This window comes from Microcoleus sp. K5-D4 (assembly GCF_036704575.1).
Taxonomy (GTDB): Bacteria; Cyanobacteriota; Cyanobacteriia; order Cyanobacteriales; family Microcoleaceae; genus Microcoleus.
The window spans coordinates 1-17778 of record NZ_JAUBSD010000095.1 but is presented as its reverse complement, the minus strand read 5'-3'; the positions used below and the strand labels follow the sequence as shown (position 1 = coordinate 17778).

The window sequence follows — 17778 nt, the reverse complement described above, 5'->3', positions numbered from 1 at the left end:
GGATTGGGAATTGGGGATTGGGAAGTGGGAAGTGGGAATTGGGGATTGGGAATTGGGGATTGGGAATTGGGAACAACTAACAAATAACTAACGAACGACTGTAAATCTGCCTGACGGTCGATAATTAATCCGTGTATCCGTGTCCTAATCTGTGTCGTGCTTGGCTTCTTCCCTCATCCTTCTTCCTTCTTCCTTCTTCCTTCTTCCTTCTCCACCCATTCAATTACTTGTTTGCCCAAATTAACGCCGTCAAACAAGTCAATTTCTCTGATCCCTGTAGGGCTGGTGACATTAACTTCTGTGAGATAACCGCCTATAATATCAATGCCGACAAAGTACAGTCCGTCCCGTTGCAGCACTGGTTCTAACTGAGCACAAATTTGCAGTTCGCGATCGGTAATTTCTGTTTTTGCGACTCGGCCACCCACGGCCATGTTGCCGCGAAATTCATTGCCGGTGGGAATACGGTTGATAGCACCGATGGGCTTGCCGTTCAACAGCACTATCCGCTTGTCTCCCTCTTTGGCTTCCGGCAGATAAGTCTGAACCATCACTGGAATTTGCCCTTGTTGAGTGCTAATTTCGACCAGGGAGTTAAGATTGCGATCGCCCGCCTCCAAGAACAAAATCCCCTCGCCAGCTTTGCCACCCAAGGGTTTAAGAACTGCTGCTCCTTTTTTCTCAACAAATTGCCGAATTACCTGCTTGTTTTGAGAAACAATTGTCTCGGGGATCGCTCCCTCAAATTGCAAAGCATACATCTTTTCATTGGCCGCCCGCAATCCTTTGGGACTGTTAACTACCAAAGTTTTAGCCGGATCGATGCCGTCTAGAAGGTAAGTAGCGTAGAGGTAAGGAATGTTGACTGGGGGGTCTGTCCGCATAAATACTGCGTCCATTGCTTCTAGAGGCTGCAAAGTAGGCTGTTCTACCTGGTACCAAGCCTCAGCAGCCTCCCAGCGTCCATCTACCACTTTTACTGGGGTGAGGGCTACCCGACTCAGCATTGCCCAGGTTTTGCCGCCGATGACGCTTAGTTCGTTGGCTTGAGTCGCCCAGACTTCGTGACCCAACTCTTGAGCGGCTTCCATCAGCGCTACGCTGGTATCGTGTCCTGGAATTAGTCGCGCGAGGGGATCGATGATGAATGCAAATTTCATTGTCAATTAAAATTAAGAATTGGTCGCAGGAAAATTAGGGCTAACTGAAAATTAGACAGGGAATGCCTCATTTTGCTGCTAGCAGCGGGTCTAGCTGGCCTAGAGCATCGAGTTTGTGAATTTCGTCGCAGCCACCTATGTGTTGGTCGTTAATGAATATTTGTGGCAGGGTGCGGCCTCCGTTGGCTCGATCGCTCATTTGAGCCCGTGCTGCTTCATCTCCGTCGATCGCGTACTCTGTAAAATCAATCCCTTTTCGCTTTAGCAGTGCTTTGGCACGAACGCAAAACGGGCAGGTTCTCCAAGTGTAAATTTCTACTTTAGGGGTCATGGATGCTCAAGAAATAACAATATTTTTTAATTGTAATCTTAACCCTAGTGCGGACTGTTTTTAGTTCCTAGGCTGAAACAGTCGATTTTTCGTTGGTAGTCAACTTGCTTTGGAGCCTTGAAAGCCTTATTATACGGTTGACTCTCAAAAACTGTCCGAAGCATGGATCTTAACCAATCTTATTTTAATTTTTATATTTTAATTTTTATTATATATAGCAACATATAGCAACCTTATCTGTTGGACCGGAGGTTATTCATTGCTGAAACCCTTGCCGGGAAGTGCAGTTGCCTTCTTCCTTGTTTTTACCCTGACTGCAGACACTATCGCTTTCTTCCTTCAACATCCGGCTCTATTTGCAGCGCACAAGCGAGGTGTCAAGTTATTTTTTATACAATTTTATATATAAATTTAAGTAAACCAATACCCGCGCTAAAAAAAACGGAGACATTGTAAAGGCAAACAGGTTGGTCATCAGCCTGCCTAGCGCTGCGGACCAACCTGATTGTTTCGCTTTCTGCATGAACAGATCATTCCTGCACCTGTCAGTAGGACTGCGATCGCAGTACCCGGTTCAGGAATAGAAGTTGTGTCTCTCGAAGGTGGGGTTCTGTATATTTCGGACAAACCCCGCTGGCTCGGCAATTGCGCGTCGGATGCCGTTGGGCTTGGTGCCGGCGTGGGGGCACAAGCAGTAGAATAATTTCCCGGACCGCAGACATCTACTGCTGCTGCCGGAGGGGCGGCAGCTAGATAGTAAAACGCTGTTGCCATTGTGGCAGAGAGTCCAATTGCTAGTTTTGCCAGTGGCGTACACATAACTATTTAGTTAAACAGTGGTAAAATCGAAAAATAGAAATAGTCCTAGAGATTAGCGCTGTACGACGGGCAAGGATTTTAGAGTTCTTACAATAAATGGATGTATTCTCTGGCGGACGTCTGTAAAAGATAGTATAGCGCTTGAGGTGAGTGCCCAAACACTTTAATAAAATTATTCTCTTTTACCTTGACATCCCGTACCGTGGTTTGCACAGGTAGTTTGCACCGAGTGTAGTTTGCAGTGTAATTTGCATAGAGTGAAGCAACATCTTTTTGCTACCTCTGAACCAACAGCCCTTACAGCCATTAACAAAGAGTCTTTTTACCTTGACCGCGGCCTCCGGAAATTAATTATTTTACCTATCGCAAAATAGAGCTGCTGTATTGTACTTTGCAATGCACAATCTGACTACTCTTTTATCCTCTCATAGTTCGACTATATCTGTCCTCAGTATATGTACGTATATTCCCCCATGTCAACTACTCAAAAGAAATATTTAAGTATTTACCGAGGGTAGAGGGCGTATTGAATGAGCTGAGCTAGTCTGTCGCGGAGAGTTTCCATCCCAAGACCTTTGGCGGCCGAAATAAATACTGCTTGAGGAAATTCTTCTCGGGCGAGGGCGAGAGTATCTCCATCTACGGCATCGATTTTGTTGAAAACTACAAGGGCTGGGCCGGGAGTTACGGGCATATCGGTCAAAATATTCATGACCGATCGAATTTGGCTCTGCCACGCGGGATGGGAGAGATCGACGAGATGCAGCAAAGCATCGGCGTCAGTGACTTCTTCGAGGGTAGCCCGAAAAGCGTCGATCAAGGCGGGAGGCAGTTCACGAATAAAGCCCACTGTATCTGTGAGGACGATCGACAGGGGTTCGCGGATGGCAGTGCCAGGAATGGTCAACCGTCGGGTTGTGGGGTCGAGGGTGGCAAATAACTGGTCGGCGGCGTAGACCTCGGAATTCGTGAGCAGGTTAAGCAGAGTCGATTTACCTGCGTTGGTGTAGCCAACGATCGCCACTGACGGTACGTCGTGATGATGGCGGTTCTGGCGCAGTCGGAAGCGGTGCGCCAGCAGTTGATTTACTTCTTGCTGCAATCGAGAAATGCGTTTGGCGATCGTCCGCCGTTCGGTTTCTAGCTTGGTTTCCCCTGGGCCTCTAGTACCGATGCCGCCACCCTGTCTCGACATTGCCTGACCGCGACCTCTGAGCCGGGGCAGGGCGTACTCTAGCTGAGCGAGTTCGACTTGCAATTTACCCTCGCTCGATCGAGCTCTTTGGGCAAAGATGTCGAGAATTACTTCTGTTCGATCGACAACGCGAATACCTATCTGAGTTTCCAAGTTCCGTATTTGTGCGGGGGCCAGGTCGCGATCGAATACCACGAGGTTAGCGCTAATCGTCTGAGCGGTGAGGGAAATTTCCTGAACTTTGCCTTCGCCGACGACTGTTTGCGGATGGGGGCGCGATCGTTTTTGGCGCACTGTTTGCAGTACCTGACCCCCAGCGCTTTCAACCAGCCGCGTGATTTCTGCGAGTCCGTCCTCAAACTCCAACTGAGTCATGTGCTGAGTCATGACACCTACCAACAGCACTTTGTCTTGGTCTGCATCGACCTGCTTAGCGACAAACTCTGCTTGAAACTCTGCTTCGAGTCCTTCCACCAAATCCAGAAAGTCTTGGTCGGCGAGTTCGTCCAAATTCAGCGGTTCTGATATTTTCCAGGGAAAGTGTGGAGTTTGAATTAGTGACTTTGGAATAGAAGGCTCTTCTATTTCATCAGTTGCATCTGGTTCTAACTGAGCGCTCAAAACAGAGAACTCAAAATTTGGCTGATCTCCCTGGGGTATCAGGTGAGCGAGATAAGTTTCTTGGATGTAACCAGTCGCACCGCCGCCGCGACGCTGAAATCCTCCGCCGCTCAGTGTCAGCCAAACCAGGGCATCCAGGCGCTGAATTGCCATTGCTGTGAGGGCTGCTTCGCTTGGGGTTTCTGGCTTCAGGTGGGTGGCGATGCAGCGAATGCCGCTGAGGCGACCTCCCCCGTAGCGGGGCAATTCTAGGGGCGCAATCTGCGTTTGCCGGGGTGAACCCACGCCGACGCGAATGACTTGTCCGCGGCGGTTGATGTAGGCGCAGATTGGTTTGTCTATTTCCGTGCTGATGGCGGCGACCCGCTGAGCGAATTCTGCAGTGGTGATGCGATCGCCCGGTAGTCGCTGGTGGTACAGCTTTTCGAGTTGCTTGAGCTGGCTGGACTTTAAACCTTGAAGATTGCCGTAGATGGTTTCGATAACTGTTTCTCCCGATCGCTCTGTTTATCTCCTATTTTAATTAACTCCCGCGCGATGTGTTCGGCTTTTGAGTTGAAATTTACTAAATTTTCTTGCGTCTAGGATCTCGCGGATTCAGTATTGTCGAGTCACCAGCGCCGCTGTTTGTCGCTACGAGGCGATGGAGCCTTTCACAGCGGCCATATCAACTTGCAGTTGTATTTAGTATCTACAGATACAGGCGATCGCTTAAAAAATCTCCCTCAACAAAACTTAACACTTTATTTTCGGTTTCAAAATCCTCCTTTAGACTTGTGTTTATCTTGAGCCTACAGGCAGATAGCAAAGCAGAAATTAGGCCGCTACCATGAGAAGCGAAACATTGTTAAGGAATGTAAAAACATGGAAACTCGTCCTACTAACTTGCCTCCTACAGCTAATGCTTACAACGGCAAAGATCGGAATGCCTTTTTGTTTGGCTTCAACCCGCAAGCAGAACTTTGGAACGGTCGCTTAGCGATGATCGGTTTCTTAGCTTATTTGCTTTGGGATGCCGCTGGATATAGCGTTCTCCGTGACATACTTCACTTTCTGCCTACCTACATTGCTCAGTAATGAGTAGCGGTATTTCCTGTCTGGCAGCGTGAGTAAATGCCACCACTGCCAGACAGGCTAAAAGTTACAAATGGCAGCGAGTATTGTTTGGTCCCTTTGTATCTTTCGTTACTTTTGAATGGCATTAAAAGACTTCTTGCTGTAATTCGATGATTATGGGTGGGGGCGCTGTCGCTGGCGCGGTGAAGATTCACAGCAACAGATATTTATTGCGTAAAGGCGATCGCCCCTGCTGTATTTTTGGCAAGAAATCTCATCTAGCATTTCTAATAATTTATGAAAAATAGGAGCATCAACGATGATTAACTCAAATTTACTGGCAGTAGTAGAATCGACTCTGGCTGACACAGCATCAGGAAATTGGCAAAAACCAATAGTGATGTTTGTTTGTAATATCTTAGCATTGCTAGTTCTCAGCCGCCGAATTTGGTATCCCCACGTCGGGCCGAAAATGCCTTTACCGTTCCCCTCTTTGTTCAACAATGTAAGCGTACCAGCATTTCTGGCTTGCATGAGCGCAGGTCATTTGCTCGGAGCATTCATGATTTTGACCCTCAACATCGACAAATATTTTTAGAATAAATGGCGTAGCTTTTGTGGTAATTTATTGCCACATTTTTTAGTAGGTTCAAAAGCGCCAAAAAAATGGTAGGGGGTAAGTGAAAAGCACTCACCCCTAATTTTATTTTGCTTGGCTGATTTACGGTAGGAAACGCTAAATATACAAGTCATAGAAACCAGTATCCACAAAGATTAGGGATTTTTAACGGATTTTTTTCATACCCTGATTAAGTCGTTGCTTAATCAGGGTATGAATAAACTTTTCTCGGAAATTACAAAACTCACCCTCAAGCAGGCTTATAGCAATTGGGAAATCTCAATTCCTACCTGTAGTCAGCAACAGATTAATTCGACTGAATTTGCGAATTCAAAACCTTAGAAATACGATCGCGCGTTTCCTCCAAATGAGCCCGCGTATAAGCATCCGCATTCCGATCCAAATTGCGAATACTCTTGCTCAAACCCTCCCGCAACTGCCGCAACTCGTACCAAGCCAAACTCCGTGCATCCTCTGGAACATTCGTTTTTCGCAGCACCATTCCGATCAAAATTGCTAAATGTTCCCGCTGCAAAGAACGCCGAAAAGTTGAAATTTGCATCTTCTTTTCCGGCTGCAAAACCTCTTGCCAGATATCCTTTTGCACAGTATCCAACACTTCCGGCAACCTCAAAGCAGTTTCCGGCGCCGATTTTAACTCGGCATCCCGTAGCCTCGCCAAGCGCATCGGAGATAGCAAAACCCGCAACACAAACCGCTGCAAAAAAGTAATTCGATCGCCGATCGGGTAATCTAGAGGAAACACCAAAGCCGGACTTCCCCAGTGTTCCCAGCGCGAAGGTGCCAATTTGTTGAGCAATTCCGGGGCAAAACTAAACGCATCCGGGGCAAAAACGTACTTTTCAAGGGTTGCTAAAGCTTCACGCTGCTGAGAAAGTTCGATCGGAACAAACGGCAACTTCGCATTAGTATCTCCAGGGCGAATCCGATTAAACGACTGCCCGCCGACGTACAAAGTAGCATTCATCACCTGGTTGACATAATACCCGAACACCGAATCAAACATCACCCGCAGTTCGTTATAACCGTTTTCCCCAACCGGAATTCGCTTTTCTAAACGCTTCCACATCGCCCTCGCATTATCCAATTGCCATTGCGAGTACCTCAGCATATTGGCGCTGAGATCAAAGGTATTTGCCGCGGGATCGAGAATATCAACAGAATCCTCATCCGGCGCGTAAGCTAATTGCGCTTGGGCCCCGCGGCTGGCAATTTGTTGCAGCGCTGGTAAGTCGCTGTTAGGGTTTACGCCACCAATCACCTTGTAACCATACTCGATCGCCCAATCGTCATAAGGCCCTACAATCCTGGGAAAATAGTCGCCCTGCACAGTTCCCTGCGGTGCCAAATTAATCGGCACATAATCCATCACCGACGCCACCATACCTTGCGTGCGAGTTACCTGAGTATTGTTCAAATCCTCCGGTTGCAGCATCGTACTCCCGTGAAAATTGTGCCTCAAACCAAGAGTGTGACCGACTTCGTGCGCCGTCAAATATCTGATATATTCATTCACATAATTGTCAATTGTCGGACTGCTAGGCGCTGCATTTTGCAACAGATCCATCGACATGGCCCCCATCGCAAACTGGCGACTCGATTCCAACCCAAAACACATATCCGAACTCGACATCAACCGCGATAAAGGAGCTCGCTTTTGCTCTTGATATCGTTCTACCAAAGTCGGCAAATCATCAGCAATTCCACCTCCACCATTTTCCCCGCTACTTTTTCCTAAATCCCCATTTTCTAACAGATTCAAATAGCGAGAATACATCCCGAACTGACAGGGATTAGTATTAGAACCGTTTCGCCCTTGAAAACTTTTAGATACCGAGCGATTTTGTTCCACCAAAGACCGATAACCCTGTTTGATTTCCCGGACAACATTAGCATCCAACAGAATGTCAGCATCCAAAATTTCCCCTGTCAGTGGGTTAGTACGAGACGGCCCGATGCCGGCAAACTGAGGCTCAAAAGAACTCGACCAGCGGATAGTATTGTAGCGAACGTCAGCCGGGTCCCATTTAGCATTGTCCGGCATTTGTTTGACCTGAATTGCCTCAGTAAAACCTGCCTTTTCAAAAGCTTTATTCCACTCCAAAACGCCCTCACGAATTGCGTTTCGGTATTCGGTAGGCACATTATTTTCAATCCAAAAGACGATCGGCTGTACCGGAGGCGACATCGGCGCTGTCGGGATTTGCTTTTGCAAATGCCAGCGATTGATATAGCGCACAAAAGGCTCCCGGCTGCTCTTGTCAGAAAAGTCCTTATATGCTGTAAGAAAATAGCCCACTCGCTCGTCCGCCAGTCTGGGGCGGTAGCCGTTATTTAGCGGCACTTCCGAGAAACTGTAGTGAATGCGGAGGTTAAAAGCCCGACTGTCAGGAACCGAAGGTAAATAGTTAAGCTCACTGTCATTATCGCTAGAAAAACCATAGACAGAAGCAATTTCCACATTCAGCGGAAACGCTTTAACATCTTTAAAAGAAGACTTGTCTGCATCGATCGAGTAAGAAGAACCCAAAAGCATCGGCAAAATTGCTTTTACCCCTGGTAAATCGCGTTTTTCGCTCATCAGCAACTCTCCTAAATCTATTAGCAGAGTTTGTCTTTGCGGATGAATGCTTTTGAGAGGCAAAGAATAGAGAATCGAGTCGCTAAATCCCCGTTCTACCGAACCTGCTTGCGGGTCGCCCGGACTTGTGCGAAAATTTATATTTGGGATCACAAACTGCACGTTATTTTGGACGCGCCGCAGTTGAAACAAGAAATCGCCGATCGGCATTCCGCTCAAAATGCCCGCTTCCCCCAAACCCGATGCCAATGTCACAAAGCACAGGAACTTTTTGTTGAATTGTTGCGGTGTAATTTCCAGATATACTTTATCAGTTGCTTGATTGCGGTAAAGAGTAAATAATCCCTCTAACTTTTGCGCGTCTTTGACAACCTCTTCAAAGGGTGCCAGAGTTGGCTGTTCGCTACTTTGTTCGTTGCTGGGCGGCCCCGCTGATAAAGCTAAAGGTAAAAAGAAACCTTTATACAAACTAAAACATAAAAATGCTAAAGATAATATAAAAAATATCACAGGCAGATTTTTTCTAGGAGTTTTTATCTGTGTATTTTTGCTATTTTCAGGAAATATCAATTTTTTCATTTTCAGTATTTAGCCGCAGGAAAGAATAGTTTTGAAAGAGCAGGGGCCCACTCGGCAGGCTGGGTTCCTTTAACTTCTAAAATAACTCAAAACTCAAAACTCAAAACTACTGTTTCGCGGGCCAGGGAATCATGGGATCTTGAGCCAACCGCTTAGAAACTGCAACAGCCCCGTAACGGTTGAGGTGGCTGGGGTCGGAAAAAGATTCCCGCGCCTGCGGCCACAATAAACTCTTATCTAGGAAAATTAGTCCGCTTTGAGCTGCTAATTCTTGCATATATTGCCGGAATTCTTGTTCGTAACCTGTCCGCACCGGGTCTAAATAATCTTCAGTCAGAGGCATATTCACAAACACGAGATTGATGTTGCGAACCTTGGTAAATTCGATCAGATTTTTGAGTGCTAGAGCTTGTTCACCTATCAATTTAAAATTTTGATAGTCGGAGTCGTAATAACCAGATACTTTCGGGTGCTTCTGAAAGTAAGTTTCGGGATTGAAGCGTATATCGATCGGCAAAAAGCCATTTGGTTGAAACTCGCTGACGGGTTTACTCGCACCGGTTGGCTGGGCATTTTCCGTTGTTTGTTCGCCCAGGGCTTCCGTTTGGGGGCTGTCGGTTGCAACAGGGGCTGATGGATTAACGATCGATCGCAAAAACCCTTTAAGTCGATCGCGCTTTTTGTAAGTTGCAGAACCCTCCACCAACTTTTGACTCACCAATTGCTGAACATTAGCTTGAGCTTGTCCCAAATTGTTTACCAATTCAGTGGCAGTCGCCACCGGATTGTTGGAGCTTTCGTTCGATGTTTCGGATTCTAATTGATTGGTGCGAATCAGAAAACTACCCCGGCTCAATTGCCTGTAACCTTCCGAAGAAGCGATCGCACTAAAAGTCAAATCCGGCCGCCCGCTGTTGAGAGCCCTCGCCCCGTCCGCCAACACCAGCAATTTCGGGAGTTGTTGTGGTGGCAAAATCCGACGGATGATCGAATCTACAACCTGGAGAGTAGCTCCATTTACCCCAAAATTGTAAGCCCTCAGCCCCGGGTAGCCCGAAGCTGCCAAAGCGGTTTCCAAAACCGCCGGGTCGATGCCCCGCAGCGCCCTCGAACTACCGACAATTAAAATATCCGGCGGTTTTTTGTGCAGGTGGATGTACTCTTGATAGCGCGCTATCTGATCGTCAAGCTGCTCGCTCCTCAAAGTTGGGAACACCGGAGGAGCAGAAACATCAGCTACAGGAACACTAGTATTTCCCGGTTTCGTAAACCCAGAGCCATTAAAAACCTCTTGCTGGTTCGCTTCCGGCGACGGCTGCAAGGGAATTTGAGGCAAGTTCACCTCCCCAGAAGGGGGAACGGGGTTCGCGGTTTCGTTCGGAAGTCGGGCTGTAACGTCGCCCAAAGCCTTGGGAGCTGAATTTTGACAATTTGGCCCACTGCAAACTTCGGAGGCGCTAGGAGCTTTACTAACCGTCGCAGATTGCAGAAATAGACCGAGCAGCCAATCGGTATTGAAAGTCAGCAGACAGCCAGCGATCGCCCAAATCAAAGCCATTCCCGCGGCGCGATCGGCTCTCACGCCCCCCGGCGCAGCAGTATTCGTTGATAAACCATCGTTGGGAACAAACAAACCCGAAGCGACAAGGGGTTGCACCGCAGCTTGAACTAATTGCTCGCCCAGATTGTATCCGGGGAGTCTGATTTTGAAGCGGGGCCGCCAGGAGTTGGGCATCGGAGCATCGAACACCAAATTGTCGCCCAAACCCGAAAAACTCCCATCCTCCGCCGGCGCAAACTCCGGCACCGGTTCCTTTTCCAACACAGCCACTTGGGATGGATCAGGTGCGGGTGCCGTCGCTGATTCCTCGTCAACAGCGGTTCTGAGGTCGATTGCGTAGCGCCACAGGGGCAGTTTCTGGCCGGCGCGCCGTCCGTAGACTCGCACCCCTGCCACTCCCGGAATTTGTAAGTGCCGCAAAAATTTCGCCACCGGCGGGCCTACCTTCGACTGAGAAGGGCAAGTCAGAGCTTCTGTCATGACGTGCAGCACGTTGGCTTTTTGCAGCACGACAGCCCGAATCCCTCCTGTTTCCAGCTTGCGTCTGAGATTGGGGTTGAGCAACCTGTTCAATAAAAAAGTCAAAGCCAATTGGTCGCCCTCGATCGCCAGCGTTCTAGCGTTTGCAGCCAAGTCGGGGTGGTGGGCTGCCGGCAAGTCCACCCAGTCTATCCACACGGGGGACTCCGGCGCCGCCTGAGAGTCCTTGGCTGGTTCTACGCCGTAGATAGTAGCTGCGCGGATGCCTTGGGGCGCGAAGGAGGCTAACAAAGGGGCGATCGCGTCGGTGGTTTGCTGCTTGTCGGGGTATTCTTGCCGTTTAGGCTTTTGTCCTTTTTTGGCAGTTTTGCTGCAAAACAGGTGGAGGGTTGCTTCTTTGAGGGTAGCCCGCACTTCGACTCTCGATGCAGCCAAGTGTTGATTTAGCAGTTTGGCGATCGACTGTACGTCTCCCCACCTGGCCCATTCCTTGAGAATTTTGTCCGGCGAAGTCAAATCCACCCGCAGCAGCCAATCCGGCTTTGCTTCGCCGCTGACTTGGCTGGCGATCGCGGCTTCGCGGAAATCCTCTAGTTGCAGTTTTCGCAGCCTGCCCGCGATGGGTTCGGCCAGCAATGAGGGGTCGGGGCTGTAAGCTGACTCGCACAGCACCAGCAACCGCCGTTCTTTGGGCTTGATATTTTCCGGCCCGTTCAGCGGCAGCGTTTCCCGGCTACTTTTGAGTTCTTTTTCGCGAATGCTGACTTTCACCGAAACTCCCATCGGCCCGAGGATTTCGCTGAGATAGCTGGCGATCGCATCTGGATAGCCCCGGCGCGCCAACGTTTCCGGCGAAACCGTCAATGTTCCATCAGGCTCGCCCTCGCCTGAGTCAGCTTGGGGGGATTGAATCAAAGCCACCGCGCCACGGTTCGCTTTCGGCTGCGGGGGAACGGCGGAACCGAAAGCTTCCCGCGTCGCAGCAGCCGAAGTGTCGATCGTCACGGGGGAAGTTTCAAAAGCTTCTGGGTATTGAATGCGGGAGGCTATGGGCAGACTTTCGGCGTCAAAATCCAGTTCTTCCCGTACTTGCGGCGGGTGGGCTGCTGTTTCTATCGGTTTTGGTGTCTGTTTGAGTTTCTGGTTGTCATTCTTAAATTTGCCGAAAAATCCGCCTCTTTTAGGGCTTGCTGGCGCTTCCTCCGGGGAACTCGCTGGCGGCGGCACTTCGGCAACTTTTGGTTCAGGTTGCTGTGGCTGTTGCTGTCGCTTGGGACTGCTGCAATCGAGCCGGACTGTCCAGTCATTTTGTCGGGAACCGATTTTGCGGCCGCACAGAAACAACTGGTAAATTTTAGGTCGATCGGGCAGCAGTCGCGTTAAATCAGTGTGTTCGAGGGCGTTGGTAAATCTCGCCGTCACCAATTCTTGAGACGGACACTGCGCTGCTTCGCACAAAATGTGCAGGTGATTTCCCCGCAAACGCGCTTGTACTTGAACTTCGGGAAGCCCTAAAGCTTCTTGCGCCCACTGCGACGCGCTCGATCGATTGTCTGCCAATATGCTCCCGTTCGCATTCAACATGAAACTCTAAATTTTGCCAAAGCTGGTTTTGTTTTCTAGAAATAGCACAGTTACAGATTTTACAGACAATTATTTGATTTGCCGAGCCTAACAGTTTTGTCTGGTTTAAGCCATGCTGGACTTAGTGTCTTGCCTTGTATCCCCTGGGCTTCGAGCCGTTGGGGAATATTTTTTTGATAATACCTCGACATTTTGGCACAGATAGGTCCAAATTAAGCCAAGCCACAAGTTATTCGTCATTAGTCATATCGTTTCCGTTTGCATCCGAATAATAATTAGATCTCTCTCATAATTCTTGGGGAACAGGCAGGATGGCTTTTCAAGACTGGCTTTTCTGCAAATGTCTATGATTTTCCGACTGTAGTGCTGTGATTTCGTCATGCTCCGCGGAGAGAGTCGCACGATCAATCGCATTCGGGGAGTATCCCGATTTTATACAAAGTGTTTTTTCCGAGTGCGAGCTTAAGATCTCGCGAGAAGATATTTATAGACTTGGCTACGCGGGGACGATCGCTTGCAGGATATCTTTCGTCGGATGTCACCGGATTTGATCTCAGAAGTCATTAGTCAGAAAGCAGCGGTCAAGATGATTATTTGGCTTGTAAACTGGGGATTATGGATTGACACAGGAGGAATTTATGCCGTCGGAAAACCAAGACTTGCTCAAAAATCAAACACCTGAGAGTCTAAAGTTGCCAGTTTCCTCAGACATTTTATTGAGCTTGGTCGCTTTACCTATGCTGGGCGGGTTGGTGGTGGCTAAAGCTGCTGCTGAGTTTGTTGCGTCGATCGGTGTTGAAAGCGAAGAAGTCTTTCGGGGTTCGCGCCTTCCCGTACTCAACTTTCCTCAATCACAGGATTAGAAAGCCCAAGGAATGATGCTGCTGCAGCTAGAAGTTAAATTTTTGACTCCGCCCAAAAACGGAGACTAGCCCCCGACTCCGGTCGGGGAGAGATAAAAATTTTCGACCCTAGTTCAACTTCCCAGAGTCATCTTGGGAGTAAATCTCAAAGTGTTCGACGCGATCGCTCGCCGAACGTCTGACGCCGATCGTCTAAAATCTAAAATCGCCACTCAACTGATATGAAAGCTTGACAATAGGTACAATCTGTGGTCTAAAAATTTATTTTTCCTTATACTTTGTACATAAGTGCCTTCTACTTTCTACGTTGCAATAAGTTGTCTCAAATTTGACTGCAAACAAAAGTGTTTTAGGCGAAACTAAACCATACAATTTTCTTGACACCCGCAGCTATTGAGGAACAGCCCGATGAGTTCAGTCCTCCAGTCTTCAGAACAGGCTATTATTGATGCAACATCTATTTCCCATTCTCCCGCTTACTCAAAATCAGACCTGTTTCTGCGAAATCGCCTCAAAGTTGTAGAGGACTTGTGGGAATCGGTGCTGCGACAGGAGTGCGGGCAGGAATTGGTGGATTTGCTCCAACAAATGCGATCGGTCAATTCCGCCGAGGGACAAGCCACTCACTTTCGCGAGTCGAATGTCGTACAGCTAATCGAAAAGCTCGACCTCAACGCCGCCATCCGTGCCGCTAGGGCTTTTGCACTGTATTTTCAGTTGATCAACATTGTCGAACAGCACTACGAACAGCGAGACCAACAGCTAGCTTACGCTAGCAGTAACGATGCTGGTGGGCGGATGTTTTCTAAGCTGCCAGGACAAGCAACGGATGCCCCCGATCGCCCGCGCCACAGGGAAGGCCCCGGCCCCGCCCAAATGGCTTTGAGCAAGGCAGACAGCAACGAGATGATCACTCGTGATGCCGGCACTTTTCACCAACTGTTCCCGATGCTGCTGCGCTTGAACGTGCCCAGCCAGCAAATTCAGCGCTTGATCGATCAGTTGGACATCCGCTTAGTATTCACCGCTCACCCGACAGAAATTGTCCGCCACACGATCCGCACCAAACAGCGACGAATGGCGAAGATTCTCCAACAGCTAGACCAAGTTGACGAGAAATTTCAGGTGATCGGGAGCGACCCTCAAAGCCCCTACCCGGTGTCTTGCTGGGAAGCGGCGGCTCTCCAAGAGCAACTGATGGAAGAAATTCGCCTCTGGTGGCGCACTGACGAACTGCACCAGTTCAAGCCGACTGTGCTTGACGAGGTGGAGTACACTCTGCACTACTTTGATGAAGTGTTGTTTGATGCAATTCCAGAACTCTACCACCGACTCAAGCAAGCGCTGCACGCTTCTTATCCTTACCTGAAACCGCCGAGTTACAATTTTTGCAAATTCGGTTCTTGGGTAGGTTCCGACAGAGACGGCAATCCTTCTGTGACTCCGAAAGTTACTTGGCAAACCGCTTGCTATCAGCGCCATTTGGTGCTGTGTAAGTACATCAACGCCGTGAAGCGGCTGAACGAACTTTTGAGTTTGTCGCTGCACTGGAGCGACGTGCTGCCGGAATTGCTCGAATCTCTCGATCGCGACAAATCGGAATTCCCGGAGGTTTACGAGCAATGGGCAATCCGCTATCGGCAAGAACCTTATCGGTTGAAGCTGGCCTACGTGCAGCAGCGACTGGAAAATACGCGCGATCGTAATTGGCGGCTCTACAAAGGAGACGAGTTGCAGCGGGAACGCGAAGCTTTGTCGGAAAATCCCGGAATGACTGGCCTTTATCGATCGGGTACTGAGTTTTTGACCGAGTTGCAGCTCATAGAGCGGAATTTAGTCGAAACAGGTTTGAGCTGTCGGGACTTGGAAAATCTGCTCTGCCAAGTAGAAATTTACGGATTTAATTTGGCTTACTTAGATATCCGCCAAGAGTCCACAGTACACTCCGACGCTTTGAGCGAAATTGCTGAATACTTGCAAATTTTGCCCAAGCCTTACAATCAAATGTCGGAATGCGATCGAATTATTTGGCTTGCAACGGAACTGCAAACTCGCCGCCCTTTAATTCCAGCAGAATTGCCCTTTTCTCCCAAAACTTGCGAGACGATCAATACCTTCCGAATATTGCGGCAAATGCAGCAGGAGTTTGGCCCGGAAATTTGCCAAACTTACGTCATTAGCATGAGCCACGATGTCAGCGATTTGCTGGCGGTTTTGCTATTAGCAAAAGAAGCAGGACTTTACGATCCGGCTACAGGAATTAGCAGCATTCAAGTAGTTCCCCTGTTTGAAACGGTGGAAGATTTGAAAAAAGCGCCGGAAGTAATGCAAAAAATATTTGATCTGCCGCTTTATCGAGCTTTGCTAGCAGGAGGATACGCGCAGGAAATAGCGGAAAAAAGCGAAGAAAATATCCAAGTTCCCCTCGAAACTCTCAAATTGCAAGAGGTGATGCTGGGGTATTCGGACAGCAATAAAGATTCTGGTTTCCTCAGCAGCAATTGGGAAATCCACAAAGCTCAAAAGGCTTTGCAAATGGTTGCGGAAAAATACAATGTAGAGTTGCGGATTTTTCACGGCAGAGGCGGTTCGGTAGGGCGCGGCGGCGGGCCTGCTTACAAGGCAATTTTGGCTCAGCCTGGAAAGAGTATTAGCGGGCGAATTAAGATTACCGAACAAGGCGAGGTTTTGGCTTCTAAATATTCTTTGCCGGAGTTGGCGCTTTACAATTTGGAAACGGTGGCGGCGGCGGTAATTCAAGCGAGTTTGCTGCACACTGGTTTTGATGGCATCGACCCTTGGAATGAGATTATGGAGGAGTTATCGGCGAGATCGCGATCGCACTACCGCCATTTAATCTACGAACAGCCGGATTTAGTCGATTTCTTCCACCAAGTTACCCCGATTCAAGAAATCAGCCAGTTGCAAATTAGTTCTCGTCCGGCCCGGCGCGGGGGCAAAAAAGATATCAGCGGTTTGCGAGCAATTCCGTGGGTGTTTAGCTGGACTCAAAGCCGCTTTTTGCTGCCTTCTTGGTACGGTGTCGGCACAGCTTTGCAAGAGTTTTTGCTGGAGGAACCGGAAGAACATATGAAACTTTTGCAGTATTTCTACTTAAAATGGCCGTTTTTTAGAATGGTAATTTCTAAGGTAGAAATGACTTTATCTAAGGTGGATTTGCAGATTGCAGAACACTACGTGCAGGAGTTAGCTTTGCCTGCTGATAAGGAGCGTTTTAAGGCTTTATTTGATCAAATTGCTGCCGAATTTCATTTGATTCGCGATTTGGTTTTAACGATTACCGGACACCAGCGTTTGTTGGACGAAGATCCATCGCTGCAGCGATCGGTGCAGTTGCGAAATGCGACCATTGTGCCTTTGGGTTTGTTGCAGGTTTCGCTGCTGAAACGCTTGCGGCAGCATGGTAGTGGGGGGGTTCCCGGGGTGATTCACTCACGTTACAGCAAGGGTGAATTGTTGCGGGGAGCTCTGCTGACGATTAATGGAATTGCTGCGGGGATGCGGAATACCGGCTAGGGCAAGAGTTTTGAGTTTTGAATTCGTGGTGAGGTGCGCTAGCCGCACCTTGCTACTGGTAGTTTCAGAATTCAGGCGATCGCCTATTGTAGTCACAGCCAGAGGAAAGTGTTCGCTATCCTAGCTGAGATTTTTTTATGTCTAAACGCAAACAGTCTGAAGGTTGTCGCCCGATGCTGCGGCGCACTTTTTTATTTTTAACGGGCATAGCTTTGGCGCGGGTTGCGGCTGACTATTTTGCGATCGCCCAAAACCGAGAGAGTTTCTTGACTCTCGCGGGTCAACTGTGGCAAAAGTCAATCGCTTTTTTATCAAGTATACAATCAAATCAAACTCCTCAACCTCTCCCTAACAATCCGGTTGTAAAATCGGCAAAAACCAATCAACCTCTGCCGAGTAATCCAATTGTAAAATCGCCAGAAAGTTCTCCTGCTGCACAGCCGTCTCAACCTCAAATTATCAAACGTTCTGCTAAGCAAGCAAAACCTGTACAAGTCAGCAGTCAAAATGTAGATGGCGCAAGTTTTTATCTCACAACTATTGACCTCGCCGATCCAGAAATTTACATCACAATTGGGTTAGCTAATAATGCAGATTTTGCAAATACTTTTAAAGTAACGCGGGGTGATGAACCTTTTGAAAATATGGTATCGCGTTACCGGGCTGCTGTTGTTGCTAACGGGACTTTTTTTGGTAATACCATTTTTTTAAAGATGTGATAGACTTGTGTAAAAAGTAAAGGAGAGAATTACAATGTCTGGTCGTCCTCAT

At 48.4% G+C, this 17778-nt stretch carries 11 protein-coding genes; 5 read left to right on the top strand and 6 right to left on the bottom strand.

The genetic code is table 11. The features are described from left to right. Window positions 1–173: 173 nt before the first annotated feature. The 4 genes from gshB to hflX form a co-directional block, all read right to left on the bottom strand. Window positions 174–1160, bottom strand: a complete 987-nt coding sequence (gshB, locus tag QUA77_RS23860) for a glutathione synthase (RefSeq protein ID WP_333452922.1) — start codon at window positions 1158–1160, stop codon at window positions 174–176. Between the two features lie 67 nt (window positions 1161–1227). Beyond that, entirely contained in the window at window positions 1228–1491 is a 264-nt protein-coding gene (gene grxC, locus QUA77_RS23855; RefSeq protein WP_333041860.1) for a glutaredoxin 3, read from the bottom strand. Window positions 1492–1974: 483 nt separating this feature from the next. Continuing rightward, entirely contained in the window at window positions 1975–2310 is a 336-nt protein-coding gene (locus tag QUA77_RS23850) for a PEP-CTERM sorting domain-containing protein (RefSeq protein ID WP_333041858.1), read from the bottom strand. A gap of 505 nt (window positions 2311–2815) precedes the next feature. Continuing rightward, window positions 2816–4411: a GTPase HflX gene (gene hflX / locus QUA77_RS23845; RefSeq protein ID WP_445302101.1), complete on the bottom strand. Its 1596-nt coding sequence runs from the start codon at window positions 4409–4411 to the stop codon at window positions 2816–2818. Window positions 4412–4990: 579 nt separating this feature from the next. On the opposite strand from hflX, the gene QUA77_RS23840 reads away from it, so the two are divergent. Both QUA77_RS23840 and QUA77_RS23835 read left to right on the top strand, forming a co-directional pair. After that, the gene (locus QUA77_RS23840) at window positions 4991–5203 is read left to right on the top strand and encodes a chlorophyll a/b-binding protein (RefSeq protein WP_333041855.1); all 213 of its coding nucleotides are present in this window, start codon (window positions 4991–4993) and stop codon (window positions 5201–5203) included. 298 nt (window positions 5204–5501) lie between these two features. Then, window positions 5502–5780 (top strand): Photosystem I reaction center subunit PsaK, encoded by a 279-nt coding sequence (locus tag QUA77_RS23835; protein WP_333041853.1) that lies wholly within the window; start codon window positions 5502–5504, stop codon window positions 5778–5780. A gap of 328 nt (window positions 5781–6108) precedes the next feature. Here the strand turns inward: QUA77_RS23835 and QUA77_RS23830 are convergent, their stop codons facing one another. Next, entirely contained in the window at window positions 6109–8982 is a 2874-nt protein-coding gene (locus QUA77_RS23830; protein WP_333452920.1) for a zinc-dependent metalloprotease, read from the bottom strand. A 106-nt stretch (window positions 8983–9088) separates the two neighbouring features. Continuing rightward, window positions 9089–12607, bottom strand: a complete 3519-nt coding sequence (locus tag QUA77_RS23825; protein ID WP_333452918.1) for a hypothetical protein — start codon at window positions 12605–12607, stop codon at window positions 9089–9091. A 638-nt stretch (window positions 12608–13245) separates the two neighbouring features. On the opposite strand from QUA77_RS23825, the gene QUA77_RS23820 reads away from it, so the two are divergent. From QUA77_RS23820 to QUA77_RS23810, 3 genes are all read left to right on the top strand, one after another. Continuing rightward, window positions 13246–13470 carry a hypothetical protein gene (locus QUA77_RS23820; protein WP_333452916.1) on the top strand — a complete coding sequence of 75 codons (225 nt, stop codon included), beginning with the start codon at window positions 13246–13248 and terminating at the stop codon, window positions 13468–13470. A gap of 408 nt (window positions 13471–13878) precedes the next feature. Beyond that, entirely contained in the window at window positions 13879–17007 is a 3129-nt protein-coding gene (ppc, locus tag QUA77_RS23815; RefSeq protein WP_333452915.1) for a phosphoenolpyruvate carboxylase, read from the top strand. A gap of 137 nt (window positions 17008–17144) precedes the next feature. After that, window positions 17145–17726 carry a hypothetical protein gene (locus tag QUA77_RS23810; protein ID WP_333452913.1) on the top strand — a complete coding sequence of 194 codons (582 nt, stop codon included), beginning with the start codon at window positions 17145–17147 and terminating at the stop codon, window positions 17724–17726. The last annotated feature ends 52 nt before the right edge of the window (window positions 17727–17778 follow it).